The 24,141-nt window shown below is 67.2% G+C and carries 26 protein-coding genes; 13 read left to right on the plus strand and 13 right to left on the minus strand.

The features are described 5' to 3' along the window. Positions 1 to 96: 96 nt before the first annotated feature. Entirely contained in the window at positions 97 to 1,857 is a 1,761-nt protein-coding gene (locus KQ297_RS03860) for a SulP family inorganic anion transporter (protein ID WP_259738259.1), read from the plus strand. Continuing rightward, positions 1,854 to 3,500 carry a mechanosensitive ion channel family protein gene (locus tag KQ297_RS03865; RefSeq protein WP_259738260.1) on the plus strand — a complete coding sequence of 549 codons (1,647 nt, stop codon included), beginning with the start codon at positions 1,854 to 1,856 and terminating at the stop codon, positions 3,498 to 3,500. Before KQ297_RS03860 ends, KQ297_RS03865 begins: the two co-directional genes overlap by 4 nt. On the opposite strand, the gene KQ297_RS03870 is transcribed toward KQ297_RS03865, so the two are convergent. Together KQ297_RS03870 and KQ297_RS03875 are read right to left on the minus strand one after the other, a co-directional pair. Continuing rightward, on the minus strand, positions 3,485 to 5,167 hold the full coding sequence (locus tag KQ297_RS03870) for a mechanosensitive ion channel family protein (RefSeq protein ID WP_259738261.1): 1,683 nt from the start codon (positions 5,165 to 5,167) through the stop codon (positions 3,485 to 3,487). The two genes, KQ297_RS03865 and KQ297_RS03870, sit on opposite strands and share 16 nt — an antisense overlap. A 28-nt stretch (positions 5,168 to 5,195) precedes the next feature. Then, positions 5,196 to 6,086, minus strand: a complete 891-nt coding sequence (locus tag KQ297_RS03875; RefSeq protein WP_259738262.1) for a mechanosensitive ion channel family protein — start codon at positions 6,084 to 6,086, stop codon at positions 5,196 to 5,198. Between the two features lie 250 nt (positions 6,087 to 6,336). Here KQ297_RS03875 and KQ297_RS03880 point away from each other — a divergent pair, with 250 nt between their 5' ends. Further along, positions 6,337 to 7,464 carry a DUF389 domain-containing protein gene (locus tag KQ297_RS03880; protein WP_311133980.1) on the plus strand — a complete coding sequence of 376 codons (1,128 nt, stop codon included), beginning with the start codon at positions 6,337 to 6,339 and terminating at the stop codon, positions 7,462 to 7,464. A 39-nt stretch (positions 7,465 to 7,503) separates the two neighbouring features. On the opposite strand, the gene KQ297_RS03885 is transcribed toward KQ297_RS03880, so the two are convergent. The 3 genes from KQ297_RS03885 to hisB all read right to left on the minus strand — a co-directional run bounded on the left by KQ297_RS03885 (position 7,504) and on the right by hisB (position 10,252). After that, the gene (locus KQ297_RS03885) at positions 7,504 to 7,983 is read right to left on the minus strand and encodes a DUF1499 domain-containing protein (RefSeq protein WP_259738263.1); all 480 of its coding nucleotides are present in this window, start codon (positions 7,981 to 7,983) and stop codon (positions 7,504 to 7,506) included. Then, positions 7,983 to 9,524 (minus strand): carotenoid oxygenase family protein, encoded by a 1,542-nt coding sequence (locus tag KQ297_RS03890; protein WP_259738264.1) that lies wholly within the window; start codon positions 9,522 to 9,524, stop codon positions 7,983 to 7,985. The genes KQ297_RS03885 and KQ297_RS03890 overlap by 1 nt, the downstream gene beginning before the upstream one ends. A gap of 80 nt (positions 9,525 to 9,604) precedes the next feature. Beyond that, positions 9,605 to 10,252 carry an imidazoleglycerol-phosphate dehydratase HisB gene (gene hisB, locus KQ297_RS03895; RefSeq protein WP_259738265.1) on the minus strand — a complete coding sequence of 216 codons (648 nt, stop codon included), beginning with the start codon at positions 10,250 to 10,252 and terminating at the stop codon, positions 9,605 to 9,607. An 85-nt stretch (positions 10,253 to 10,337) separates the two neighbouring features. Here hisB and KQ297_RS03900 point away from each other — a divergent pair, with 85 nt between their 5' ends. Continuing rightward, on the plus strand, positions 10,338 to 10,958 hold the full coding sequence (locus KQ297_RS03900; RefSeq protein ID WP_259738266.1) for a carbonic anhydrase: 621 nt from the start codon (positions 10,338 to 10,340) through the stop codon (positions 10,956 to 10,958). Here the strand turns inward: KQ297_RS03900 and fabI are convergent. After that, positions 10,945 to 11,727, minus strand: a complete 783-nt coding sequence (gene fabI, locus KQ297_RS03905; protein WP_259738267.1) for an enoyl-ACP reductase FabI — start codon at positions 11,725 to 11,727, stop codon at positions 10,945 to 10,947. The two genes, KQ297_RS03900 and fabI, sit on opposite strands and share 14 nt — an antisense overlap. A gap of 88 nt (positions 11,728 to 11,815) precedes the next feature. Between fabI and KQ297_RS03910 the strand changes: the two genes are divergently transcribed. The 3 genes from KQ297_RS03910 to KQ297_RS12755 are packed head-to-tail and all read left to right on the plus strand — an operon-like array spanning position 11,816 to position 13,772. Further along, the gene (locus KQ297_RS03910) at positions 11,816 to 12,676 is read left to right on the plus strand and encodes an FAD-binding domain-containing protein (protein WP_259738268.1); all 861 of its coding nucleotides are present in this window, start codon (positions 11,816 to 11,818) and stop codon (positions 12,674 to 12,676) included. Between the two features lie 2 nt (positions 12,677 to 12,678). Then, positions 12,679 to 13,116, plus strand: coding sequence for a hypothetical protein (locus KQ297_RS03915; protein ID WP_259738269.1), 438 nt, complete (start codon positions 12,679 to 12,681; stop codon positions 13,114 to 13,116). A gap of 8 nt (positions 13,117 to 13,124) precedes the next feature. Continuing rightward, positions 13,125 to 13,772 (plus strand): 4'-phosphopantetheinyl transferase superfamily protein, encoded by a 648-nt coding sequence (locus KQ297_RS12755; RefSeq protein WP_311133981.1) that lies wholly within the window; start codon positions 13,125 to 13,127, stop codon positions 13,770 to 13,772. Between the two features lie 9 nt (positions 13,773 to 13,781). Here KQ297_RS12755 and KQ297_RS03925 read toward each other — a convergent pair whose 3' ends face one another. Next, positions 13,782 to 14,399, minus strand: a complete 618-nt coding sequence (locus tag KQ297_RS03925; RefSeq protein WP_259738270.1) for a hypothetical protein — start codon at positions 14,397 to 14,399, stop codon at positions 13,782 to 13,784. 33 nt (positions 14,400 to 14,432) lie between these two features. Between KQ297_RS03925 and KQ297_RS03930 the strand changes: the two genes are divergently transcribed. After that, a complete protein-coding gene (locus KQ297_RS03930; protein WP_185464343.1) occupies positions 14,433 to 15,002 on the plus strand; it encodes a thioredoxin family protein in 570 nt (189 codons plus the stop codon). Positions 15,003 to 15,029: 27 nt separating this feature from the next. Continuing rightward, positions 15,030 to 16,235, plus strand: a complete 1,206-nt coding sequence (locus KQ297_RS03935; RefSeq protein WP_259738271.1) for a DegT/DnrJ/EryC1/StrS aminotransferase family protein — start codon at positions 15,030 to 15,032, stop codon at positions 16,233 to 16,235. On the opposite strand, the gene KQ297_RS03940 is transcribed toward KQ297_RS03935, so the two are convergent. From KQ297_RS03940 to KQ297_RS03960, 5 genes are all read right to left on the minus strand, one after another. After that, positions 16,211 to 17,686 carry a deoxyribodipyrimidine photo-lyase gene (locus KQ297_RS03940; RefSeq protein ID WP_259738272.1) on the minus strand — a complete coding sequence of 492 codons (1,476 nt, stop codon included), beginning with the start codon at positions 17,684 to 17,686 and terminating at the stop codon, positions 16,211 to 16,213. The genes KQ297_RS03935 and KQ297_RS03940 overlap by 25 nt on opposite strands. Next, positions 17,683 to 18,246 carry an NUDIX domain-containing protein gene (locus KQ297_RS03945; RefSeq protein WP_259738273.1) on the minus strand — a complete coding sequence of 188 codons (564 nt, stop codon included), beginning with the start codon at positions 18,244 to 18,246 and terminating at the stop codon, positions 17,683 to 17,685. The genes KQ297_RS03940 and KQ297_RS03945 overlap by 4 nt, the downstream gene beginning before the upstream one ends. A gap of 48 nt (positions 18,247 to 18,294) precedes the next feature. Then, complete coding sequence (gene folK, locus KQ297_RS03950; RefSeq protein WP_259738274.1) at positions 18,295 to 18,888, minus strand: 2-amino-4-hydroxy-6-hydroxymethyldihydropteridine diphosphokinase; 594 nt, start codon at positions 18,886 to 18,888, stop codon at positions 18,295 to 18,297. Between the two features lie 31 nt (positions 18,889 to 18,919). After that, complete coding sequence (locus KQ297_RS03955; protein WP_259738275.1) at positions 18,920 to 19,126, minus strand: hypothetical protein; 207 nt, start codon at positions 19,124 to 19,126, stop codon at positions 18,920 to 18,922. Positions 19,127 to 19,269: 143 nt separating this feature from the next. Further along, positions 19,270 to 19,650: a hypothetical protein gene (locus KQ297_RS03960; protein WP_259738276.1), complete on the minus strand. Its 381-nt coding sequence runs from the start codon at positions 19,648 to 19,650 to the stop codon at positions 19,270 to 19,272. Between the two features lie 261 nt (positions 19,651 to 19,911). On the opposite strand from KQ297_RS03960, the gene KQ297_RS03965 reads away from it, so the two are divergent. The 4 genes from KQ297_RS03965 to KQ297_RS03980 all read left to right on the plus strand — a co-directional run bounded on the left by KQ297_RS03965 (position 19,912) and on the right by KQ297_RS03980 (position 23,201). After that, positions 19,912 to 20,082: a hypothetical protein gene (locus KQ297_RS03965; RefSeq protein WP_259738277.1), complete on the plus strand. Its 171-nt coding sequence runs from the start codon at positions 19,912 to 19,914 to the stop codon at positions 20,080 to 20,082. 117 nt (positions 20,083 to 20,199) lie between these two features. Continuing rightward, entirely contained in the window at positions 20,200 to 21,258 is a 1,059-nt protein-coding gene (locus KQ297_RS03970) for a hypothetical protein (RefSeq protein ID WP_259738278.1), read from the plus strand. Positions 21,259 to 21,262: 4 nt separating this feature from the next. Next, positions 21,263 to 21,733, plus strand: a complete 471-nt coding sequence (locus tag KQ297_RS03975; protein WP_259738279.1) for a hypothetical protein — start codon at positions 21,263 to 21,265, stop codon at positions 21,731 to 21,733. Between the two features lie 46 nt (positions 21,734 to 21,779). Further along, positions 21,780 to 23,201: a hypothetical protein gene (locus KQ297_RS03980; RefSeq protein ID WP_259738280.1), complete on the plus strand. Its 1,422-nt coding sequence runs from the start codon at positions 21,780 to 21,782 to the stop codon at positions 23,199 to 23,201. Positions 23,202 to 23,220: 19 nt separating this feature from the next. Here KQ297_RS03980 and KQ297_RS03985 read toward each other — a convergent pair whose 3' ends face one another. Then, positions 23,221 to 23,565 (minus strand): EF-hand domain-containing protein, encoded by a 345-nt coding sequence (locus KQ297_RS03985; protein WP_259738281.1) that lies wholly within the window; start codon positions 23,563 to 23,565, stop codon positions 23,221 to 23,223. Positions 23,566 to 24,141 lie beyond the last annotated feature (576 nt).

Below are 24,141 nucleotides of genomic sequence, written 5' to 3' on the forward strand. Positions count from 1 at the left end.
GTGAGGGGCTTTGTTGTCATCCTGACAACAGAACTGAAAGCGGGCAGCAAGCCGTTGCCTTTGACCACAGATCGATCGTCCGACTTCTCCAGTTCCATGGCCCGGTTTCCTGCCTCTCTTCTGCCCAGCGGCGACCGGCGAGGACTGGGGCAGGAGGATCTGGCGGCCGGACTGACCGCCGCCGCGGTGGTGCTGCCCAAGGCGATGGCCTACGCCACCATTGCCGGCCTCCCTGTGCAGGTGGGTCTGTACACAGCCCTGGTGCCGATGGCGGTGTACGCCCTGCTGGGCAGCTCCAGACCCCTGAGCGTGAGCACCACCACCACCCTGGCGATCCTGGTGGGCAGCGAGCTGAACCGGCTCTCGCCGTTGGATGATCCCAGCGCCCTGGTGGCGGCCAGCACCACCCTGGCCCTGCTGGTGGGCGCCATGCTCTGCGGCGCGGCTCTGCTGCGGCTCGGTTTCATCGCCAACTTCATCTCCGAATCGGTGCTGGTGGGCTTCAAGTCCGGCATCGGTCTGGTGATCGTGGTGGATCAGCTGCCCAAGCTGCTGGGGCTGCATGGGGAGAAGGAAGGCTTCTTTCGCGACCTCGCTGCGCTGCTGGTTGGGATCCCCAAGGCATCGCTGGCCACGGTGCTGCTCTCGGCGGCTCTGTTCGGCCTGCTCTTCGGCCTGAAACGTGGGCTGCCGTCGGTGCCGGCGCCGCTGGTGGTGGTGGCCGTGGCGATCGCCGGTTGTGCCCTGCTGGGCCTCGATCGCTTCGGCGTGGAGCTGGTGGGCGCCGTGCCCAGGGGGCTGCCTGCCCTGAGTTTGCCCCGACTGGATCTGCTCGGTGGTCTCTGGCCAGGGGCGGCCGGCATCGCCATGATGAGTTTCACTGAAAGCATCGCCGCCGCGCGGGCCTTCCGCGCCAGCGATGAACCTTCTCCGCAACCCGACCGGGAGCTTCTGGCTCTCGGGCTGGCCAACATCGGCGGCGGCTTCTTCGGGGCGATGGCGGCAGGCGGCGGCACCACCCAGACGGCGGTGAACCGCCAGGCCGGTGCCCACAGTCAGATGGCGGAGCTGGTCACGGCAGGAGCCGCACTGGCCACGCTGCTGCTGCTCGCCCCCTTGATCGCGCTGATGCCCCTGGCGGCCCTGGCGGTGGTGGTGATCGTCTATTCGTTCGAATTGATCGCCCCGGGCGAGTTTCTGGCCATCCGCCGTGTCCGCGACATCGAATTCCGCTGGGCGCTGGTGGCCTTCCTGGGGGTGGTGTTCCTGGGAACCCTCCAGGGCATCCTCGTGGCGGTGATCCTCTCCCTGCTGGCGCTGGTGCAGCAGGAGGTGAACCCTCCGGTGTATGCCATCGGCCGCAAGCGTGGCACCGATGTGTTCCGGCCGCTGTCCTCCCGGCATTCCCACGATGAAACCTGGCCGGGGCTGCTGCTGCTCCGGGCCGAGGGGCGCCTGTTCTTCGCGAACGCCCATGGCGTGCTCCTGAGGATGCGCGCCGAGGTGGATCGGCACCACCCGAGGGTGGTGGTGCTCGATGGCAGCGCTGTGATCGACATCGAGTACTCCGCCCTGAAAAAGATCATCGAGGCGGAGCGGCGTCTGGAGCGGGAGGGGATCTCCCTGTGGCTGGCGGGGCTGAACCCCACGGTGCTGGAGGTGATCCGCCGCTCGGAGCTGGGCGAGCGCCTGGGGAAGGAGCGGATGCACCGCAACATCGAGCGGGCGGTGGAGCACTACCTCGCCGAGAGGCTGGAGCCGGGGGCCAACCCTTGGCCGGTCGGCAACCCGGAGGTGCAGGTGCAGCGTTCAGACCTCGGTAGGTTGCCAGGACCTGGGGAGGACATCGGCCCATGACCCCGAAGCCAGCGGGCCAGCTCAGCCACGCCCGGCCTGATCGGCGGGGGTGGTTCTGGCGCGCTCTTCTGATCGTGGCCTTGCTGGTGGCCCTGCCCGCCGCGGCCCCATCCCTGGAGGCGCCCGAGATTCCCTCCGCTCAGGTGGAGGTGGACGGCAACGGCCTGTTTCAGGTGCGCACGTCGAAGGACTTCAGCGCCGAGCAACGGGTCGACGCGGCCAATGGGCTGCTCCAGCGCGCCGCCGAGACCCCCAGGGCGGCCGTGATTGAGGTGGTGGAACGCAACGAGCTGCCGGTGATCACCCTCAACGGCACCTCCCTGCTGACGGTGACCCGCCTGGACGCTCCGGAGGGGGTGAGCCTGGAGGAGCAGGCGGAAGCCTGGCGCCGTCGCCTGGAGGAGGCCCTCGAGCAAGCGCGGCTCCAGCGCAAGCCCACCTACATCCGCAGCATGCTGTTGCGCTCGCTGCTGCTGCTGCTGGGGGCCTTCCTGCTGCAGCGCCTGCTGGGGACCTTCTTCCGGCGGGCCTTTACGCAGGCCTGGCCGCAACCTGGCCCCGACGGCAACAAGAAGGAGAACCCCGGGGGCACGGGCCTCCTGCTCAGGGGACTGCTGCGAGTGCTGCAGGCAGCGCTCTGGATCAGCGTGGCCGGAACCGTGGCCGACCTGTTTCCGATCAGTCGGATGGGCTTGCAACGGCTGCGTGGCGCCCTCTCCGACAGCCTCGCCTCCCCCTTCCTGCCCCTGGGGGAGCGCAGCTATTCGGTGCTGGATGTGATCGTGCTGATCACCCTGTTCCTGGCCCTGGCCAATGGGCTGGGAATGCTGCGACGGATGCTGCGCACCCGCATTCTTCAGTACACCGGGATCGGCAAGGGCAACCAGGAAGCGATCGCCTTCGTGCTGCAGTACGCCCTGCTGTTCGTCGGCTCGCTGGTGCTGCTTCAGCTCTGGGGGCTCAACCTGAGCTCCCTGGCCCTGTTCGCCAGTGTGTTCGGCGTGGCCCTGGGCCTTGGACTGCAGGGAATCACCAAGAATTTCATCAGTGGCCTGATCATCATCTTCGAACGGCCGATTCAGGTGGGTGATTTCGTGGAGATCGGCGAGCTTCAGGGCACCGTTCAGAAGATCAGCCTGCGCAGCACCGAGGTGGTGACCCTGGATCGGATCTCGATCATCGTGCCGAACTCGGAATTCCTTGAATCCCAGGTGGTGAACTGGAGCCATGGCAGTCCCACCTCCCGCCTGATCCTGCCCGTGGGGGTGGCCTACGGCTCAGACTGCAACGCGGTGCGTAATGCCCTGGTGGAAGCGTGCAAAGGCTATTCCGGCATTCTCCAGGAGCCCAAACCAAGTGTGTTCTTCACCGGTTTCGGCGACAGCTCCCTCGACTTCTCCCTGCTGGTCTGGATCAACCAACCCATGCGCCAGTACGAGATCATCAGCGATCTCAACTACCGGATCGAAGCCCTTCTCCGCCGCCGAGAGATCACGATCCCCTTCCCCCAGCGGGATCTGCATCTGGGCGGCGAGAGTCTGCAACTTGCCCTGCCGCCTGAGCTCAGTGCGGGGCTCCAGGCCCTGCTGGCCGGCCGCGCCGGTGAATCCCCGGTCGCGCCACCGGATCAGGGAGTGCCGTAGGTGGGCGGCAGCGTGCTGGCCCGACCACTGCGGATCGCGTGATATCCCGGCGAGAGAATCTCCACCTGCGCCGCTGCGAACTGATCCTGCAGGGCCGCCAATAGATCCGAGAGGGTCTGGCGATAGCTGTCCACATCCCTGACGAAAGCATTCAGCTCATAACTGATGTGGAAATCGTTGAGGGAGGTCTGGAGCACAGAGGGACTGACCTCGTCGGTGATGCCCTCGACGCTGTCGGCGGCGGCGAGCATCAGCTCATGAACCCGACGCCAGGGCACGTCGTAGCCGATGGTGACGGTGGTGGCAATGGCCACGGGCCTGGAGATCTCCCGGCGGGAGAAGCTGAAATTGAGAATGGAGGCCGAGATCACCGTGGCATTGGGAATGCTCACGAGTTCGTTGCGGGGTGTCTTGATCAGAGTCACCAGCAGGGCTCGGTCCTGCACCACACCGATGGTGCCGTTGATCTCCACCCGATCTCCCTTGCGAAAGGCCCGGGTGTAGATCAGCATCAGCCCGCTGATGATGTTGGTGGCGATGGCACTGGAGCCGAGAGCCGCCAGTGCACCCAGCAGCAGGCCGGCCCCCTGGAAGGCCTTGCTGCTGGAGCCCGGAATGTAGGGGTAGGCCAGCACCACACTGGCCAGGACGATCAGGATCGTGGCCAGTCGCGCCGTGGGCATGGCCCACTCCTGGTAGAACCCAGGAATACGGACCCGCCCGCGATCGAGGGCCTTGAACCAGGCGTTGCTGCACCGTCCGACCCCCGTGGCGATCACGATGATCACCAGGATCGAGAACAGATTCGGGATGGTGGCCAGGACCCCGGCCAGCAGGTTTCCCACCAGCTCCAGAATCTGGCCGCGCAACCCTTCGGCGATTCCCTGAGTGGGCGGGAAGAATCCCAGCAACAGTGGGATCAGCAGGTAGCTGACCAGCAGCAACAGCCCCCAGTGGATCAGCCGCAGCAGCGCCTGCAGCACCGAGCGGATCTGAGCTGGATCCAGCAGCTGGCCAATGCGTCGTTGCACACGCAGGAACAACCCCGATTCCTGCTCGTCGATCCAGCCCTGGATGCGCCCACGCAACAGCGTCTGCAGGTGCAACCAGAGCACGTAGACCCCAAGCACCAGCAGGGCCAAGGCCGTGCCCCGCAACCAGGAGTCCTGGGTGTGGCTCCGGCGGTAGTCGCTCAGCGCCCGGCGAAGGCTGTCGCGATAGCGCGTCGCCAGCTCCTGGCGCTTGAGCCCGAAGCAGGCACTGCCGCGATCATCCACCGCCATCGAGGCGGCGAAGGTGGATCCACGCTTGACGCCGATCAGCGTGTAAGGAGGTTCCTCCTTCAACACGATCTGCTCGGGCTGAACAGTGAAGTCGGAGGTCCATTGCGCCAGGGTCCTGCTGCCGCGGGCGGCGAAGGCCGAGAGCTGCTGGGCACCCGGGGCCGAGCGAATCTCCAGCACGTTCTTGCCGTCCAGACGGATCCACGCCGAGGGATTGGCGCAGTACTGCGGAACGCTCTCCGGCGTGGGGAGCTGGGCTGGCGAGGCGATCGCCGGCGTGAAGACGAAACCAAGGCCCAGCAGCACACCCAGCAGCAGGGTCAACACCCGGTGACGGGTCCTGGCACGCCCCATGGCCATCGTGCCCATAAAGCCAAGAATCATGGCAGCCCCATGAATCCGGGAACGCCTCTCAGCGCCCTGACGCCTCACGCCCGTCACGGAGCCGAACCTCCAGCGGGGGCGCCTCCACCAGCTGCACCGTGGTGGAGGCGATGCTGACCCGGCCGCCACTGGCCTGAAACGCATCCAGGATGGCGGTGTAAAGCAGGTCCTTGGTGAGGCGCCGGCGCTTGCAATCCACGATGTAGCGCACCGTGTAGGCCAGCCAGTTGTCAGTCACCACCAGGCTGATGGCCGGCTCGAGGCTGGCGGGTTCAATCAGATAGCGCCGGATCAGCTGGTTCCAGGCCTGGCTTGAGGCCAACATCAACTCATCGGTGTAGAGATCATTCACCACCTTCTCGAGAATCGCTCGGGCCTGGTGATGATCGCTGCCGTGCTTGACCGGCACCTTGATTTCGTCCCAGAGGAAGGGAAAGTCGCCGGAGTAGTTGAAGACAGGCTCCTTGAACACGAAGCTGTTGGCGATCCGCACCACCCGGCCGCTGTAGAGATCGGAATCCACCCATTCACCCAGCTCCATCATGGTTGTCCTGAGAATGCCGATGTCGATCACATCACCCTTGATTCCGCCGAGCTGGACACGATCGCCTGGCTTGTAGAAGCCACCGAAGGATATGGCGATCCAGCCGGCAATGCTGCCGATCACCTCCTGGAGCGCGAAGGCGATGCCGGCGCTGGCCACGCCGATCGCCACGGTCAAGCCCACAAGGCGATCGCGGTAGACGATCGACACCAGCAGGATCCCCGCCAGATAGCCCCCGAAGGTGATCAGCTTGCGGCCGTAGTAGCGGCTGTCCGAATCCCTGAGGTTGCGGGTGATGACGTGCTGGGCCAGCCGCACGGCCAGGACGATCAGCAACAGGCCCAGCAGGGCCACGATCAGCTGGGGCAGCACCACTTGCACGGGACGCCGATGCGGTGAAGGTCTCCAGCCTCGCCCCTGCTCAGGCCGGCGCGGCTCCCCGGGGCAAGAAGCAACAGTGCTGAGCCGAAATAGCGCTTACAGTTGCCGCCCCTGATCGGCTCGTCGCCATCGCACCGCCCCATTCCCAACCGGGACTGATCGCTCCGTGCCGCCGAACCTGGGGCTCATGACACCAGAGCGCTGGCTTCTGACCAGGCCCTCCGTGCCGAGGGAGGCGCGTGCCGTGCCGCGTCAGCGCATGCGACGCCTGCTGATGGAGTTCCGCGAGGACGCCCGGTTGGATCAGGTGTTCATCGTGCTCACCCTCGGCTCCGCCCTGATCTCCAGCCTCGGCCTGCTGGCCAACAGTGCCGCCGTGGTGATCGGGGCCATGATCATCGCCCCCTGGATCACGCCGCTGCGGGCCACCTCCTTCGGCATCCTGCGGGGGCGTCTGCCGATGGTGGCGCAGGGGCTGGTGACCCTGTTCGTGGGGGCGCTGATCACAGTCAGCCTGTCGTTGTTGCTGGGCAAACTCGCTGGCCTGCCGGATTTCGGCAACGAGGTGCTCTCGCGCACCAGCCCCAATCTGCTTGACCTGGGCATCGCCCTGGTGGCCGGTGGGATCGCTGCCTACGCCAAGCTGCGCAGCGAGGCGGTCTCGTCGCTCGCCGGAACGGCCATTGCCGTGGCCCTGGTGCCGCCGGTGTGCGTGATGGGTCTTCTGCTCTCCGCCAACCAGTGGAGCCTGGCCCTGGGAGCCGGCCTGCTCTACCTCACCAACCTGCTGGGCATCCTGAGCGGTTGCCTGGTGGTGCTGGCCAAATCCGGGCCGGGGCTGCGGCACCACATACGCCGCAGCCGGCTCAGCCTGATCAGCCTCTCCCTGACGGCGGTGCTGGTGGTTCCCCTGACCAGCAGCTTTCTCGATCTGGTCCAACGGGGCCGGCAACAGACCCTGCAACGCCAGTTGCAGGACACGATCCAGAACCTGCTGGTCCGCGAGACCGTGACCCTGGGCCAGGAGGCCCAGCTCGATGGGATGACCATCGACTGGGACCAGAATCCGCCCCTGATCCGGGTGGTGGTGCGGGCCAGCCGGCCGGATGTGCCCAGCCCGAAGCAGGTGGCGGAAGTGCAGAAACTGATCAACGAACGCCAGGATCTGCGCTTTCGCCTGGTGGTGGAGCGCTCGGCGGTGGAAGTGGTGGGACCGGAAACCGCGCCCAATCCCGAACCCCCCGAAGGTGTGTTGCCACTGCCCCCACAGCAAGCCACCCCCCCTGATCCACCCACACCCGTACCCCCACAGCCCGCGGGATCGGCAGGTGCGGGAACAGCACCTGTGGCGCCGCAGCCGCCGCCCGAGTAGCCAGCCGCCCCCCCATCAGGCGGCACCGATGTTCTGAGCTCAGCCAGGATTGAGGCTGGAGCGCAGTTGATCCAGCCGGCGGGCATTGACGCCCAGGTCGGAATCGCCCAGGCGGGATTCCGAGCGGGCCTGGAGGCTGGACCCGGAGGGATCCACGGCCAGTTCCAGATCATCGACAAAGCCGAACAGCTGACTCTCGGCGGTGGCATGGAGGTAGCTGAGCTCGGGGGAGCCAGAGCTGGCTTCGATCTCCATCCCCGGAATGGCCTCCAGCTCCAGCGCCAGCTGCTGAAGGGCAGCTTTTGGATCGGCCAGCGGCCAGTCCTGGCGGGCGCAGTGGGCGGGGCTGGCGCAGGGCCGCAGCAGTCCGTCGCGCAGGCCCAGATCCGCGGGAGGCACGCCGCTGAAATGCAGCAGGGAGGCCTGAGCGGTGCCGGGGTGGCCCAGCAGGAACACCCAGAGCAAAAGCTGTGCTCCCAGCAGCGTCAGCAGCTTGTTCAATCCGGAAAACAGTCTCATCAGGCGGCCGTCCAGCTGCCGTGCAGGCCGTGGGGCAGGGCGAGGGGCATGGGCAGCAACGCCTGCTCGGAGAGGTCAGCAGCGTTGAGGATCACCAGGTCGCTGGCGCACCGCGCCCCGTTCCAGACCACACAGAGGATCCAGCCATCGTCTTCGGCGGGTTGCTCGCTCGCGGCCTCGGGCCGGGGGCGCGGCACCATCACGGGTTCGCTCACGAAGCCCCGGGGAGCGGCGCTCCAGATCCGGCGCTCCCCGCTGATCAGATCGAGCTTCTCGATCGCCTGCAGGGGGGCATTGCCCCGCTCCTGCTCGGTGACAGCCATCCAGGCGTAGCGGGCCTCCAGGCCCACCCGCCGGGGGTTGACCATGGCGAATTCACAGCAGCGTTCCTCCAGCAGCTCCGTGCTCACCTCACCGCTGGCCAGGTCGATGCGGCAACGCTTGAGCTGGCCGATGGGCAGGGTGTCGAAATCGACGGCGCGGAAATCAACGTCAGGACCGATCGAGGGGAAATCGTCGTAGAAAATCGAATCCACCACCAACTGGCCGGCCACGCCGGCGCCGGGATCCTCGAAGGCATTGAGGTGGTGGAATACGAAGCCTTCGGGGGCACGCACCTGCAGAGGCTCCCCCTCGCCCGAGCGAGGGATCAGCCAGAACTGGCCGCTCTCGCCAGGCTTTGAACTCAGGCACTGGGCAGCCCCCTTCCAGCCGAGCACGAACCCCAGCGGGTTGAAGCTCATGGCGTTCTGCAGGAACACCGCCCAGTTCGGGGTGATGGCGAAGTCATGCAGGAAGGCGAAACCGTTGAAGCTGCGCTTCTGATCCGCCACCAGGTCCCCTGCAGCCGCATCGGGGTCGGCGCCGAACTCCATCAGGCGGATGGTGCTGCGCGGGCCGGCCTTGACCCCGAAGGTGACCATGCGCTGCTGGCCGTGGTGGCCGGGATCGAAGCGGGGATGGGCACTGAAGGCCTCACCATCGGCCAGCACGCCCCCGAGGAGCTCGACCCCCTCCGTTTCGAGAGTGGTGGGATCGAGGCTGTGGGGGGAGCTGGCCTCCCAGAGGGCCAGCAGTTTCTCTCCCAGCCGCACCACGTGGGTGTTGGCGATGTTCTTCAGGCGCAGGTCGAAGGCGTTGGCCAATGGCCCCCCAGGCTTCTGGCTGCCGAACACGCCCCTGTAGAGCACCTTGCCGGCCTCCTCCTCCGCCAGCCAGCCCTCGGTCCGCACGAAGCGGTTGGAGAGATGAGCCTCTCCGCCCGCAAAGCGCACGGCGGTGATCATGCCGTCGCCATCAAAGGGATGGTGCACCCAGCGGCCGCCACGCTCCAGCCGGCCGGGCCCATTGCGGTACAGGCTGCCGCTCAGCTCGCTCGGGATGGTGCCGCTGCTGGCGGTGAGGGGAACGGCCGTGAGTTCCGTGCCCACATTGCGGAAGGCGCTGGCCCAGTCGCCGCGGTCGTAGCCGGGGGCCTGGGCCGGCGTGGAGCCAGCGGCCGCGGGGTTGCCGGGCTCGGGTCGACTGGGGGCGATGGTCATCGATCACTCACGCGGGAATGCCTCCATCATCACGTAACGGAGTGTGACGACGCGATTCGCCGCCCGCAGCCACCCAGACTTCAACCAAGGGCGCCGGCCCGCTCCAGTACGCCCTTGCTGCTGGGCACCTCGCCGGCGCGGCGCGGATCGATCTCCACGGCCTGGCGCAGGGCCCGGGCGAAGGCCTTGAAGCAGGCCTCCACGATGTGGTGGGAGTTGAGGCCGTCGAGCTGGCGGATGTGCAGGGTGAGGCCCGAGTTGTTCACCACCGCCACGAAGAATTCGCGCACCAGCTCGGTGTCGTAGGTGCCGATGCGCTGGCCCGGGATCACCAGGCCGTAGCTGAGGTGGGGGCGGCCGGAGCAATCCAGCACCACCTGCACCAGCGCCTCATCAAGGGGCGCGGTGAAGTGCCCGAAGCGATGGATGCCCTTGCGGCTGCCCAGGGCCTGGGCCAGGGCCTGACCCACGGCGATGCCCACGTCCTCGTTGGTGTGGTGGTCGTCGATGTGGGTGTCGCCCTCGGCGCTGATCTCGAGATCCAGCAGGCCGTGGCTGGCGAGCTGATGGAGCATGTGATCGAGGAAGGGCACACCGGTGCTGACCCGGCAGCGGCCGCGGCCATCGAGACCCAGCCGCACCCGCACGTCGGTTTCACCGGTGACGCGGTGGATGCTGCCGCTGCGGCCGCCGGGGCCGCCGTGATCGAGGTCCAGGGGAGAGGACACGGGGCGTTGGCGCGGGACTGTACCAATCATGCCGAAGTCGGACGTCGGTATCGGGTCACAATCAGTGGCTCCGATCGCCCGCCGCGTGAACGACTCTCCCCAGGCGGTGCTCTCCGAGCTGCGCGCCGGCCATCGGCGCTTCCTGGACGGGGAGTCGCTCCATCCCCACAGCAGCCGCGAACGCATGCTCGAGGTGGAGACGGGGCAGCATCCCACCGCGGCGGTGCTGGGCTGCGCCGATTCCCGGGTGCCGGTGGAGCTGCTGTTCGACACGGGCTTCGGCGATCTGTTCGTGGTGCGCAACGCCGGCACCCTCTCCACCACAGCGGCGATCGCCTCGCTGGAATACGCCGTGGCCCATCTGGGCGTACCCGTGATCGTGGTGCTCGGCCATGAGCGCTGCGGCGCCGTGGAGGCGGCCCTGAACCCTGCGCTGACGCTCACCCCAAGCCTGGCCCAGCTGGTGGGTCAGCTGCGCATGGAGCTGATCAATCTCGGCGGCCACCAAGACCTGGATCAGGCCTCCCGCCACCACACCCTCAATGCCGCCCGCAACCTGGTGGATTCCAGCGTGCTGCTCACCGACCTGATGCGGGCCGGCCGCCTCAGCGTGGAAGCAGCTTTCTACAACCTGCACACCACCACGATCGACTGGATGGGGGCGGTGATGCCGATGCACTTGGAGGCCCTGATCACATCCCCGTGATGCAGTAGCCGGCATCCACGTAGATCACCTGGCCGGTGATGCCTGACGCCAGCGGGCTGGCCAGGAAGGCGGCGGTGGCGCCCACCTCGTCTTGCGTGACGGTGCGCTTGAGCGGAGCCTTCTCCTCCACGTTGTGGATCATCTCGAGGATGCCGCCGATGGCGGAGCTTGCCAGGGTGCGGATCGGCCCGGCGCTGATGGCATTCACCCGCACCTGATTGTGGGGGCCCAGCTCGGCGGCCAGGTAGCGCACCGAGGCCTCCAGGGCCGCCTTGGCCACGCCCATCACGTTGTAGTTGGGGATCGCCCGCTCGGCGCCCAGGTAGCTGAGGGTGATCACGCTGGCCCCCTCGCTGAACAGGGGCTTGGCGTGACGGCAGAGGGGGGCCAGGGAGTAGGCACTCACCTCCAGAGCCCGGGCGAAACCCTCGGGGCTGATGTCGGAGTAGTTGCCGATCAGTTCATCCTTGCCGGCGAAGGCGAGGCAGTGCACGAGCACATCGATCGAGCCCCACTGCTGCTTCACCTGCTCGAACACCGCTTCGATCTGGGCCGGGTCCTGCACGTTGAGCGGCTCGAACAGGCTGGGGTTCAGGGGCGCGGTGAGCTCGCGCACCTTGGCCTCGAAGCGACCCTTCTCATCCGGCAGGTAGGTGACCCCCAGCTCGCAGCCGGCCGCCGCCAGCTGCTGGGCGATGCCCCAGGCGATCGAGCGGTTGTTGGCGATGCCCGTGACGAGGGCCTTCTTGCCGCGCAGATCGAGGAGCATGGGAGAGGTGCCGAGTGCCGGCCGAGGACAGTGGGGGGATTCTCCTCCACCGCATCCGGCGGCACCAGGCCGCGCCCCACAGCCACTGATGACGCCCAGCGCTCCCGTTTCAGAATCCACGCCGCCCCTGCAGCCCGGCAGTGGCGATCTGCCGCGCACCTTCAGCGACCGCGACGCCCTGGTGCGAGAGCTGGCGGCACGCTTTCCCTGGGCCGAAGGCGGCGCCAGCCCGATCCGTGGGGGCTCCCAGCCGGCCCGGGCAGCCCTGGAGGCCATGGATCCTGTGCGCTACGCCGCCAGCCGCAACCACCTGGACGGAGCCGTGAGCGGTCTCTCCCCCTACATCCGCCACGGGGTGGTGACCCTGGCGCAGGTGCGCGACACGGTGCAGCGACGAATGACCAGGGGGCCAGGGCCGGTGAGCGAGAAGCTGCTGCAGGAGCTGGCCTGGCGCGACTACTGGCAGCGGCTCCGGCGCCGGCTGGGGGATCGCATCTGGGACAACCTGGAGCCCCTCAAGACCGGCCACCCGGAGGAGGCCTACGCCCGAGACCTGCCGGACGACATCCGCAAGGGCCGCAGCGGCCTGGCCTGCATCGACGCCTTCGCGCGCCAGCTGATCGACACCGGCTGGCTGCACAACCACGTCCGGATGTGGCTGGCCGCCTACGTGGTGCACTGGCGCCGGGTGCGCTGGCAGGCTGGGGCCCGCTGGTTCCTGCGCCACCTGCTCGACGGTGATCCCGCCAGCAACAACCTGAGCTGGCAGTGGGTGGCCAGCAGCTTCAGCAGCAAGCCCTACCTGTTCAACCGCGCCAACCTGGAGCGCTTCGGCGCCGGGCGCCATTGTCCGGGCTGCCCGGCCGCGGCGGGCTGCCCGTTTGAGGCCAGCTACGAGGAGCTGCAGACCCGGCTGTTCGCTGGGCCGGCCAGCGGAGAGACAACCTGAGCATGGAACGCCCGGTGCTGTGGATCCACGCCGAGGCCCTGGGGCCCGCCAATCCCGCCCTGCTGGCCCACCCGGACCGGCCGGCGCTGTTCGTGTTCGACGATGACCTGCTGGGGGGCGCCGCCGGGCCGATCAGCCTCAAGCGGATCGTGTTCCTCTACGAGTGTCTGCTGGAGCTGCCGGTCACGATCCGCCGGGGCGACGGAGCCGAGCAGGTGTTGGCCTTCGCCGCCAGGCACCGGGCCGATGGGGTGGTGACCAGCGCCTGGGTGGACCCGCAGCTGGGTGCCATCGCCGCCACGGTGGCCGCCACCCTGCCCCTGAATGTGCTGGAGCCCGAGCCCTTCGTGGACCTGCCGGAGCCGGTGGATCTGCGCCGCTTCAGCCGCTACTGGCGATCGGCCGGGCCCCGGCTGCGGCCCGATCACCCCACGCCTTGACCGCGCTGATGGATCCCAGCGACCCGGTGCAGGCTGCGCCACGCCAACTGGAGGATCCCCGGCTGCCGGCCACGGTGTGGGTGGCGGGACTGGGATGGCTCACCCCCTCACGGCGCACGGAGCTGCTGGCGCTGCTCTCCAGCGAGGAGCGCCAGCGGCTGCGCAGCTGGCGTCAGCCAGGGGACCGGGACCGTTTCCTGCTGGGACGGGGTCTGCTGCGGCAGCGGCTGGGAGAAGCCCTGGGGCTGGAGCCCGCGCGGCTGCGCTTTTGCCTGGGCCCCCAGGGCAAGCCCGCCCTGGACGAGCGGGGCAACCAGGGCGCCACGCAGTTCAACCTGGCCCACTCGGGTGCCCTGGTGCTGCTGGCGCTGCACCCACAGCGGCCCGTGGGGGTGGATGTGGAGCGGCAGCGGCCCGTCCCCAACTGGGAGGCGATCGCCCGACGCCATCTGCCCAGCGGTGGCTGTGAAGCCCTGCTGGCGCTTCCCCCCGAGGAGCAGCCAGGCGGCTTTCTGCAGCAGTGGTGCCGGCTGGAGGCGGTGCTGAAGGCCACGGGACACGGCCTGGCCGCCGCCGGATCCCCTCCACCACCAGGCCTTGAGCTGCACGATCTGCACCTGCCGAAGGGTTACGCCGGCAGCCTTGCCCTGCTCTAAGCCCTGAGTTCAGGGGTTTCCGGCGTCCGCCTCCGGCTCTGTGGGGTCCTCCTGCCCGGGGTCCTGCTCCTGCTCTCGGATCGTCTCGGGATCGGTGAGCAGGTCCTCCTCCTCCAGCATCGGCAGCTTCTCCACCTTCACCTGAGATGGATTCAGGGGCGGCGCAACCCACTCCCAGGTGCTGCGCGGAGCCCGGCTCTGGCAGAGCGCCTCCAGTTCCCTGCGCAGGGCCTGGCGCACGTCGCGGCGGGCCACGGCGGCAAAGAACTCCTCGCGGCTGGCCAGGCCCGAGCTGAAGGGGTGACTGCCATTGCCGTTGAACAGCCTCGCTGGATCCGGCAACCAGCGCGGGCTGCAGACACCCTTGCGGCGGGTGTCGGTCTCGAGCCAGATGTGCAGCCCGTAGCCGTCGGGCTGGCTGACCACCGCCAGGCCGTCGTGGGGCTGCTGCCGCTGCAGGGGAAAGAGGCGCCAGCTGGGGCGGTGGTGGGCGGGGACACAGCCGGCCACCGCGGCCAACGCCACCAGGGCGGCGAGCGCGACCAGGGGCGGTGCCGGGCGATGGGGGGGCCGGGCCAAGGGATGGTCGCAAGTGGGGGGATCCTGCCCCGGGCGCGCCGCAGCCATGGACGCGACAATCACTCCAGCGACGGTCGATCCATGGCACTGACTCCCTCGACGATGCTGCCGCTGGCCCATCCCCTGCCCTCGTTCACGCTGCGGAACCTGGACGGGGACATGGTGAGCAGCTCAGGGCTGCCGCCGCGGCCGGTGCTGGTGCTGTTCCTCTGCGCCCACTGCCCCTTCGTCAAGCACATCGAGGCGGAACTGAGCCGGATCGATCGCGACTACGGCGAGCGGGTCACGATCCTGGCCATCGCCAGCAACAGCCTGATCACCCACCCCCAGGACGGAGCGGAACAGCTGGCGGAGCAGCGTCGCCGCTGCGGCTGGGGTTTCCCCTACCTGCTCGACCCTGACCAGAGCGTGGCGCGGGCTTTCAGGGCGGCCTGCACCCCGGACCTGTTTCTGTTCGATGCCGAGCGGCGCCTGGTGTACCGGGGGCAGCTCGATGCCAGCCGTCCAGGCAACGACCTGCCCCTGGATGGCGCCGACCTGCGTGAGGCCCTCGAAGCCCTGCTGGCGGGGCGGCCGCCGAACACCGATCAGAAGCCTGCAATCGGTTGCAACATCAAGTGGCACCCGGGGCTGGAGCCGGCCTGGGCCTGACCCTGGGAGGGGCTTAAGGTTGCTTTCATGCAGGTGCCCCCCTTCGATCTCACCGAGCAGCTTCATCAACTGGGTGAGGCCCTCGAAGACGCCGTTCTGCAGGTGTTGCGCAGTGGGCAATACATCGGGGGCGCCACGATTGCACGCTTCGAGCAACAGTTCGCCCAGGCCGTGGGCGCTCCCCACGCCATCGGCTGCAACAGCGGCACCGACGCCCTGGTGCTGGCCCTGAGGGGCCTGGGCATCGGCGAGGGCGATGAGGTGATCACCAGCTCCTTCAGCTTCTTCGCCACCGCCGAAGCGATCAGCGCCGTGGGCGCCACGCCCGTGTTCGTGGATGTGGACGACGCCACCTACCTGATCGATCTCGAGCTGATCGAGGCCGCCATCACCCCGGCCACCAGGGCGGTGATGCCGGTGCATCTGTTCGGGCGGCCGGTGGACATGGAGCGCCTGGGGGCACTCGCCGCCGCCCACGACCTGCTGGTGATCGAAGACTGTGCCCAGGCCACCGGCGCCAGCTGGGCCGGGCGGCCTGTGGGCAGCTGGGGTGATGCGGGCTGCTTCAGCTTCTTCCCCACCAAGAACCTGGGGGGCGCCGGGGACGGCGGTGCGGTCACCTGCCGGGATCCGGCACTGGCCGCCCGCATCCGCGAGCTGGCGGTGCATGGCATGCCGCGCCGCTACCTGCACACATCGCTGGGATACAACAGCCGCCTCGACGCGCTGCAGGCTGCTGTGCTGAGCGTGAAGCTGCCCCACCTGCCGGAGTGGGTGGAGCGGCGGCGCCATCTGGCTGACACCTACCGGCGCGAGCTGGCTGACCTTCAGGGGCTGGTCCTGCCGGAACCGGGCCCCAGCGGCCACAGCTGGAACCAGTTCGTGGTGCGCATCCCCCGCTGCCCAGCAGCCGAGGCGGGCTGTGGCGGCAGCTGCGTGCCCTCCGGCGACAGCGCCGCCTACGGACTGCCCGAAAGCTGCTGCCGCGACTGGCTGAAGCAGGCCCTGGCCGAGGCCGGCGTGAACACGATCATCTACTACCCGATCCCGATCCACCGTCAACCGGCCTACGAAGAGCTGGGCTACGGGCCCGGCAGCCTGCCGATCACCGAGCGGCTCACGGCCGAGGTGCTCAGCCTGCCGATCTTCCCGGAACTCAGCTCCGCCCAGCAGGCCACCGTGACCGCGGTGATGCGGCAACTGGTGGCTCAGCCCCTCAGCCTGGCCTCCTGAGCCGGAGCCGCCAAGGCGGCATGGAGCGCCTTGAAACGGGCCTGCTGCGTCTTGTGGTTCACGATCGGCCCCGGGTACCCCCTGCGCTCCATGGGAGGGATCTCCCCACGGATCAGATCGGCGCTGGCCACATGGGAGAGCTCAGGCAACCAGCGGCGGATGTAGGTGGCTTCGGGATCGAAGCGGGCCGCCTGGGTGTAGGGGTTGAAGATGCGCAGGGGTTTGGGATCCATGCCGCTGCTGGCACTCCACTGCCAGCCGCCGTTGTTGGCCGCCAGATCACCGTCGACCAGCTGGCCCATGAACTGGCGTTCGCCCCAGCGCCAGTCCACGATCAGATCCTTCACCAGGAAGGAGGCCACGATCATCCGGCAGCGGTTGTGCATCCAGCCTGAGGCGTTGAGCTGGCGCATGGCGGCATCCACGATCGGCACGCCGGTGAGACCCTCACACCAGGCCACGAATCGAGCCTCATCGTTCTCCCAGGGGAAGTGGCGCCACTGGGGGCGGTAGGGACCTTCGGCCAGTTCCGGGAAATGGAAGAGGGCCTGCTGGTAGAACTCGCGCCAGGCCAGCTCCTGCTCCCAGACCGTGATCGCCTGGTGCTCCTCCTCGCTGCGGGCCCGTGGGCGCTGCTCCTGGGCGGCGGCCCAGGCCTGGCGCGGGCTGAGGGTGCCGAACCTGAGCGCCGCGCTCAGGCCCGAGGTGCCCGGCTCCGCCGGCAGGTTGCGGCCTGGCTCATAACTCAGCAGGGGCCCATCGGCGAAGGCCGCCAGCTGGGCGGCAGCGGCCGCCTCACCCGGACGGCAGGGGCAGAGATCGGCGCCCGCGAAGGGGCTGGGCGCCGGCTCCAACCAGCTCAGCCGGTCCCAGAGCCGGCGGCGCTCGGCGGGCATCGCAGCAGGATCGAGATCGATCAGGCCCGATGGGGCGGGAACGGGGGCCGTGCTCTCGGGACCAGCCTGCTCGATCCGCCGGCGCCAGGCCCGGAAGTAGGGGCCGTAGACCCGGTAGGGGTCCCCGGCGCCGGTGGCCAGGGTCTCTGGGGGCACCAGCAACTGATCCCAGTCGGCCAGCAGCTTGCAACCGCTGGCGCGCAGGGCCTCAGCGACACGACGATCGCGGGCGCGGGCCCAGGGCTCCACATCACGGTTCCAGGCCACCACTTCAGCGCCGCTGGCCTCCGCCAGCTGTGGCAGCACCTCAGCCGGATCACCGCGCAACAGGAGCAGGCGGGAGCCGGTCTCGCGCCAGCGGCGCTGCAGCTCCAGCAGGCTCTCGCTCTGGAACCAGAGACGGGACGCGGAACGGTCGGGGGCCTCCAGCTGGGCTGGATCGACGATGAACACGCCGGTGACGGCGGCGGTGGCGCGGGCGGCGGCGGCCAGGCCCAGGTTGTCGGCCAGGCGCAGATCGCGGCGGTGCCAGAACAACCAGCGGGGCGAGCTCATGCGAGGCCGAGCAGCTGGCGGGCCCGGAACCAGGCGGTGACGCTCTTGCCATCAAGGGCTTCATCACCGCTGGCCAGGGCCGAATCAAGGGAGGCGGGCTCAAGCAGCAGCACCTGCAGATCCTCGTCGTCATCGCCGGCGGGCCGCTCGCTGAGGGGCGAGAGATCCCGGGCCAGGAAAAGATGGATCACCTCATCGGAATAGCCGGGGCAGGGCAGCATCAGGCCCAGGGAATCCCAGCGGCTGGCGCTGTAGCCCGCCTCCTCCCCCAGCTCCCGCTGCATCGACTCCAGGGGGTCTTCGCCGTCTTCCAGGGTGCCGGCGGGGAACTCGAGGATGCGGCGTTCCACGGCGAAGCGGTACTGGCGCAGCAGCACCACCCGCCCGTCAGCCAGCACCGGCACAGCCAGGGAGGCCCCGGGATGGCGAATGATCCCGTAGGTACCCTCCACCCCCATCGGCAGCAGCACCCGGTTGAGCTCGAAGCGAAGTTTGCGGGCTTCAAGTGCCGCCGTGGTTTCCAGGTGGGTGGAGGGCTCGGGGGGCGGCAGGGGAGCCATGGAGGGAGGTGGAGCAGCCACACCAGTGTGACCGCCGGCCAGGCGCGATCAGCCCCCCTCGGGCCAGCCGTCCTGAGCCGGCAGCAACAACGGGGGCGGTTCGGCTCCGGAGCGGCTGAGCAGTTCGGCCAACAGGGAGGCGGCGGTCTCGAGACCGCCGGGAAGCACCAGCTGCGGTTCGATCGCCGCCAGGGGGCCGATCACAAAAGCACGCTGGCGCAGACGTGGGTGGGGCAGCTCCAGCTGGGGGCCGTGGCGGCGGGCCCCGGCGCACCAGAGGAGATCGAGATCGAGGCTGCGGGGTCCCCAGTGCTCCAGGCGCTGGCGGCCGAAGCACGCCTCCAGCCCCTGGAGCCGCTCCAGCAACCCCAGGGGATCGGGCCAGGGCTCAAGGCCAGCCTTCACCCCTGTCTCCACCGGCTCCGGGCGAACGGCCAGAAGAACGGCATTGATGAACGAGGGCTGATCAGGCGGCCCGCCCACCGGCGCCGTGCGAAACAGCGGCGACCAGCGCAGCAGCAGCGGGAAACCGGCCCAGTCGAGCAGCTGCTGGCTCAGCAATGGCCGCACCGCGGCAAGGGTGCGGGTGGGATGGCCGAGGTTCGCCCCGAGGGCTATGGCGAGACCTGACGCCACGGCCATGGTCGTCCCAGGCCGTGGCGGGGGCGGAGAGCTACGGCAGAAAGCCAAGATCCTCGAACCGGGGCACGAGCCAGGAGGGGATGCCGTCGTGGGCCCAGACCCAGAAGTCGCCGCGGCCCAGGTACACCGAATGGCCGGAGCGATACGCCTGGGCCAGAGTGGCCAGATCAAGCTGCTGCAGCGCGTCTTCCCGGCTCACGCGCCTGCTGCGGGCTGCAAGGGAGACCCTGGGGGCCATGGTGCGGTGCTGGTGAAGGGTTTGCCAGCGTATCGGCGGTCAGAACGTTGTGCCCAGGCGCAGGCCTTGCCCGCCTGGAAGCGACACACAACCGGTTCAGCGGGAGCAGGAAGGCTCGCACCAGACCAGAGGCGCTCAGGCGCTCAGGGACAGCGAACCCGCTGGTAGGGGTCCGCCAGGCCTGGCGCCCGGGTCGTGAGCTGCTGGCGGTCGGCGGAGAGCGTGAACTGGTGCAGGTCCAGCCAGGTGCTGCCCTCGCCGCTGAGCTCGCTGATCAAAGCCAGCTGATCAGGCTCCCGGGTCACGATCGCCAGCACGGGGCCGGCGCTCTCGTAGAAGCTGATCTGATCAGCCCCGATCCGCAGCCAGGATTCATCCGTGGCCGGGGCGGTGCAGTGGCGGGCTTCAGCCATCCAGATGCCCCTGAAACGCTCCGGGATGGTGGAGAGGCGCTCCGCCGCCAGGGCTGGTGGCATGGCGGCGAAGCCGAGCATCAGCAGAACGGCACGGGCGAGAACAGGCATCAGCCAGGCTCACAGATCCGTTCTCATTCAACCGGAATCTGGAGCGGCTCCGCGCTGCGGCCATCTGCTTGAAGCCGGGGGCCAAGGAGAGGCCACCAAGGCATTCAGGATGATCCAACCCAGAAGACTGCATCACTTGCTGATCATCTTCTTCGGACTCTTCGCAACTCCAGAACTGCCCAAACCACCAACAACCCCGTTCATGCAACTGCAGGGTTGAGATACGGCGAATAGTTTTACAGCCCTGGCATGGCATACTTCATGAAGCAACCCCGTGCTCCTGTGATGAACGACAACGGCTCGTCGAAGTCTGCATGGGCAGGTGTTCTGGTCGTCCTGGCCGTTCTTGGTGGCCTGGCACTGCTGGGCTGGCTCTCGATCGTGATGCTCGATCTCAAGCACCTGAACACCTCCGGATTCACCCTGCCCTGAGCTGTCGCAGTTGTGACTGAACAGCCAGCACCATGAGGACAATCCCGGAGACTGACCCCTTGCATGCTGCCTGGCAGATGTGCGATAGCCTTTGGAGGCCAGCCACTGGTCGATCTGATGCTGCATCGAGGGATCGCCGCAACCGTTCTCCAGCTCAGCGCCGACAAAGAATCGACAGCGGTTTATGCCGCAGATCCAGGCCGAATCATCGCCTGGGGTGAACTCTTCTCTCAATTTCCCCGGGTTCCCGACGTGATTGACGAGGGAGCCACCGAACCGCTTCCGGGCTACGGCGCCATCACGGATGAGGAAGCCGAGCGGGTGGCCTCGGCCCTTGGTCGATCGGCGCATGCCCGACTCCATGACGCCGTGATGAGGCCAGGCGCTACACCCGTGAACCCGGGGCGTCTGCTGATGCTGCTTGGCACGGCCGAGGCCAGCTACGACGCCCGCCTCCATGACCTGAGGGAAACGGCCAGGGCTGGAGATCTTCCTGCGGCCACGGCGATCTTCCTTGAACTCGTCCACGACGTTGAGAAGCTTGATCCTGTTCTTGAAGGCGCAGGACTCCTGCCGGTGGCTGATCGACGGATGGGGAATCTGGGCCTGCGTTGCTCTGACCTCGCTCGGCGTCACGCCATGCTTCTGGCCGGCACGGTGCTGGTGATGCGACGCCTGTCGACCGGCCCCGGTGAGGCCGGCATGAGGCGGATCGCCGGCAACCGCACGACCCTGCGGCGCTACGACACTGCGCAGTGGCAGGGTGGCCTGCCCCTGAGTGCCCTTCCAGAGGGTGAAGACCAGGTGGTGGTTGGAGAAATTGCCGAAATGGGCTGGGTGGATCGGCCCCTGATTCCCTATTCCTTTCTGCGGTTGACCGACGGATCGGAATTACGGATTCACCGCAGGGATATCAAGCAGAGCGGAACCGTGCCCGGAGCCCTCGTCTGGATCCGAGGCAAGGTGGAGCTCGACGACAATGGCGAGAAGGTCCTTGTGGCCCACTTTGAAGGACCGGGAAGCCACGCCGATACTGTCTGGGAAGACTGGCTGGCCGATGAGGCTCGGCACGCCTATGATCTTTACCCTCGCGTGATCGATGGGAACTGGGAGTTTCCATCGATCGGAGTGCAGTACTCAGCGGGTGATCTGATTTCCAGACTTCAGGAGGCCTAGGCAGATGTTGACCCCCGAGGAGCTTCAGGCCGAGCTTGATGGGATTCCTGACCCCCCTGATGTGTCCGACCTTCTGGATGGATCAGGCGTTGTTGAGACTTTCAACAATGTCCCCTGCGACCAGATCGACTGTGAGTACGTGGCTGGCCTGCTGGACCAGGTGCAAACCTGGCTTGATGATGCCAAGGACCGAATGACTGAGCTGGACGACTACACGACCCGCGATGATCTTGAGCGCATCCGAAACGAAGCGCAGCTGGGCCAGCGTGATGGGGAACAAGCTGGAGACGACGAAGCCGCTTCCGCCTACCAGGCCATCGTCGATGCAGCCAACGACAAGCTCCAACTTGCCAATGATCGCTACAATGAATTGGCGCCCCAACGCAGCGTCGAAGCTGAGACCAAGGGACTCCTGCAGTCCACGCATACCCATTGCTGCGTTGAATCGCGTTGGTACCACAACTACATCAATTAGTTTTCGGATGCCATTGCCCTGAGCGTCAGTTCTGAATCAATGGCCCATGCGTTTCTTCACCAATCTCCGCCCTCAGACCGCTGAGATCTACGCCGACAGCGGTTACGCCTCTTCGGCCTGGCTGCTCTCCAGTCACCGAACAACTCCACAGACCCTCGAGCTGGCCGCAGGCGTGCGCCAAAGCGGCGCTGACCTGATGGCCGACAATGGCACCAAACCACTGATCGATCTCGTCATCGACGAGTTCGCAGAAACCGCCGGATCGATCCTCTCCACCTACCGATCCATCCGCAAGGAGAGCGGCGAACCATCAATGAGCAGCATGCCAGAGGCTGTGCGCCTACCGGCAAAGATGTTCGCTCTGGAGGTGGCTCGCTTCATCGACACCTTGCATCAGGGTCGTGACTGGGCCGCCGTGATCGATGAGCAGATGGCGATGGATCCCACCCATCTGATCGCCCCAGAGGATTTCTGCATTGGTTGCCTGATGGGCCTGGGCATCGATCGAACGATGACCGGTTGGTCGATCGACAAGTTCAGGCAGCGCAATCGCATCAGCCTGAATGGCTGGAAGGCGATGACCTGCGATCCCCGTGCACAGGATCGGCACGTCTATGTGACCCTGGCGGCGGCTGATTACTTCACAGCCAAGGCGGCTGGACGGATGGCCGCTGAGGAGGGTGCCAGCAATGTGGCGGTGGGTTTTGCCGGACTGAACAACCTCCAGACCGGCACGCAGTGGACGTCTCTGGAAGCACGCCGGAAGTTCTCTCAACCCACAGCTACGCGCTATGTGAAGTTGGCGGAGATTCTGTTCGGCATCCGTGATGGCTTTCGCAACGCTGGCGTTCGGTTGCAGCGTTTTCACGGCCTCGGCCTGGGCTCGCGGGCGCAGTACTGCGCTTTGCCGGCGATCCTTGATCCCCACACGGAAATCTCGGTTGATGCCACCAGCCCCCTGCACGATGCCGTGAGAGGGCGGGTGCTCTATGAGGCCCCCGCCCAGGGAAGGAGTCGGCGGGTCGACTGGATCGCTCAGCAGGTGGTCGAGGGTGAGAACAATCCCATCGATGGGTTTTTCCCGAGGCGTGCCCGTGATCGCCATGGTCATGACCCTGCAAGCGCCCGTCGCTGGTGGCTCGAGGCGGGCCGTCCGGAGATCGAGCTCGCTGATCTGTTGCCCGATCAGCACCTGGCGGGCTCCCTGGGCTGGCTGGCCAGCGGCCCGGGTTCCTCAACGACGGCGGTGACCAGTGACTGGATCGGGCACAACCACGCCGTGTGCGATGAACTGGCAGGACTGGTTCCCGCTGAGCAGCGCAGCAGCTGGGCGGTTGACCAGATCCAACGACTGATCTCCACCCAGGGATTCACGCTGAGGCGTGCGGCTCAGACCTGGCTTGAGCTGCTGACGTTCCACTCGCCCCCCCTGCCCGGCCACGACCCACCCCAGCAGGACAACAGTTGATCAAGGAAGCGGCCCCACCTCAGATCAACTCCTCGTGGGTGATCGTGCCGGTGCCATCACGATCATGCTGGGCGATGAAGGCTCTGATCCCTTCCGGACTGGATCTGCCGTCCAGCAACTGAAGGATCAGACCGATCTCCTCATGGCTGAGGTAGCCATTGGCATCGCTGTCAACCAACGCGAACAGCTCGCGATGATTCGCCATCAGGTCGAAGGTGGGCTGTCTCAGGGCCCACTCGGCAAAGCCGCTGAAACTCAGGCGTCCCTGCTCCTGCACCAGCGATCGCAGGTCTGCTGCGCCTTCCTCATCAATCACACCGGCCATGTTGGCCAGGGCCCGATCCACCTGCCTGCAAGAGATCAAGCCCTGCTCACCTCCTTCAAACTACCGGTAAAGACGGCGCAGATCTTCACTCTGAAGATCGGGTCGAAGCAAGCTGCACTCGTCCTGACTCGCCACGAACCACCCGAAGGACAATGCTCCTCAGGCTACCTCGATGTCTGCGTGTCTATGGCCATCATGACAACAGAGTGAACGCCCTGTCCTCCAGCGAGATCGCCTGCCGAACGCTGCCAACCGCCATCTGGGCGTTGCTGATTCGCTGATCTTCCGTGAAGGTGTCGGGGGTGTCTGTCCTGCTCAGAACTTACGAAGTTCCCTGCGCATCTTGAGGGGATGATGATCAGACTGCCGCAGGTTGAAGATCAGGATCGAACTGGCGACCAGCAACAGAGTGATCGCCGCCACGACCCTCCAGGAGATGGCCGGCCGGCCCCCAGGAGGGGTGTGGCCGGGTCTGATCGGCGCACCCCGGCGCCATCGTGACGGCCTTCTGAACTTCCCCATCGATGGATCCTGTGGGTCCGGCCTGCTGGTCAGTCTGTGGGGTCTTTAGGGCCAGTAGAGGGGGCTACGGCGGGACTGTTGTCCCTGGGCTAG

The sequence above is a fragment of the Synechococcus sp. CS-205 genome, from assembly GCF_025128255.1.
GTDB lineage: Bacteria > Cyanobacteriota > Cyanobacteriia > PCC-6307 > Cyanobiaceae > Regnicoccus_A.

Excerpts from the sequence above, each read along its gene's own strand:
- KQ297_RS03975 (WP_259738279.1), top strand. The coding sequence starts at position 21,263 with ATGTTGACCCCCGAGGAGCTTCAGGCCGAGCTTGATGGGATTCCTGAC.
- KQ297_RS03965 (WP_259738277.1), top strand. The coding sequence starts at position 19,912 with ATGAAGCAACCCCGTGCTCCTGTGATGAACGACAACGGCTCGTCGAAG.
- KQ297_RS03960 (WP_259738276.1), bottom strand. The coding sequence starts at position 19,650 with ATGCCTGTTCTCGCCCGTGCCGTTCTGCTGATGCTCGGCTTCGCCGCC.
- KQ297_RS03890 (WP_259738264.1), bottom strand. The coding sequence starts at position 9,524 with ATGACCATCGCCCCCAGTCGACCCGAGCCCGGCAACCCCGCGGCCGCT.
- KQ297_RS03940 (WP_259738272.1), bottom strand. The coding sequence starts at position 17,686 with ATGAGCTCGCCCCGCTGGTTGTTCTGGCACCGCCGCGATCTGCGCCTG.
- KQ297_RS03870 (WP_259738261.1), bottom strand. The coding sequence starts at position 5,167 with ATGATTCTTGGCTTTATGGGCACGATGGCCATGGGGCGTGCCAGGACC.
- KQ297_RS03980 (WP_259738280.1), top strand. The coding sequence starts at position 21,780 with ATGCGTTTCTTCACCAATCTCCGCCCTCAGACCGCTGAGATCTACGCC.
- folK (WP_259738274.1), bottom strand. The coding sequence starts at position 18,888 with ATGGCCGTGGCGTCAGGTCTCGCCATAGCCCTCGGGGCGAACCTCGGC.
- KQ297_RS03915 (WP_259738269.1), top strand. The coding sequence starts at position 12,679 with ATGGAACGCCCGGTGCTGTGGATCCACGCCGAGGCCCTGGGGCCCGCC.
- KQ297_RS03910 (WP_259738268.1), top strand. The coding sequence starts at position 11,816 with ATGACGCCCAGCGCTCCCGTTTCAGAATCCACGCCGCCCCTGCAGCCC.
- KQ297_RS03935 (WP_259738271.1), top strand. The coding sequence starts at position 15,030 with ATGCAGGTGCCCCCCTTCGATCTCACCGAGCAGCTTCATCAACTGGGT.
- KQ297_RS03885 (WP_259738263.1), bottom strand. The coding sequence starts at position 7,983 with ATGAGACTGTTTTCCGGATTGAACAAGCTGCTGACGCTGCTGGGAGCA.
- KQ297_RS03930 (WP_185464343.1), top strand. The coding sequence starts at position 14,433 with ATGGCACTGACTCCCTCGACGATGCTGCCGCTGGCCCATCCCCTGCCC.
- KQ297_RS03865 (WP_259738260.1), top strand. The coding sequence starts at position 1,854 with ATGACCCCGAAGCCAGCGGGCCAGCTCAGCCACGCCCGGCCTGATCGG.
- KQ297_RS03970 (WP_259738278.1), top strand. The coding sequence starts at position 20,200 with ATGCTGCATCGAGGGATCGCCGCAACCGTTCTCCAGCTCAGCGCCGAC.
- KQ297_RS03925 (WP_259738270.1), bottom strand. The coding sequence starts at position 14,399 with ATGGCTGCGGCGCGCCCGGGGCAGGATCCCCCCACTTGCGACCATCCC.
- KQ297_RS03860 (WP_259738259.1), top strand. The coding sequence starts at position 97 with ATGGCCCGGTTTCCTGCCTCTCTTCTGCCCAGCGGCGACCGGCGAGGA.
- KQ297_RS03955 (WP_259738275.1), bottom strand. The coding sequence starts at position 19,126 with ATGGCCCCCAGGGTCTCCCTTGCAGCCCGCAGCAGGCGCGTGAGCCGG.
- KQ297_RS12755 (WP_311133981.1), top strand. The coding sequence starts at position 13,125 with ATGGATCCCAGCGACCCGGTGCAGGCTGCGCCACGCCAACTGGAGGAT.
- fabI (WP_259738267.1), bottom strand. The coding sequence starts at position 11,727 with ATGCTCCTCGATCTGCGCGGCAAGAAGGCCCTCGTCACGGGCATCGCC.
- KQ297_RS03945 (WP_259738273.1), bottom strand. The coding sequence starts at position 18,246 with ATGGCTCCCCTGCCGCCCCCCGAGCCCTCCACCCACCTGGAAACCACG.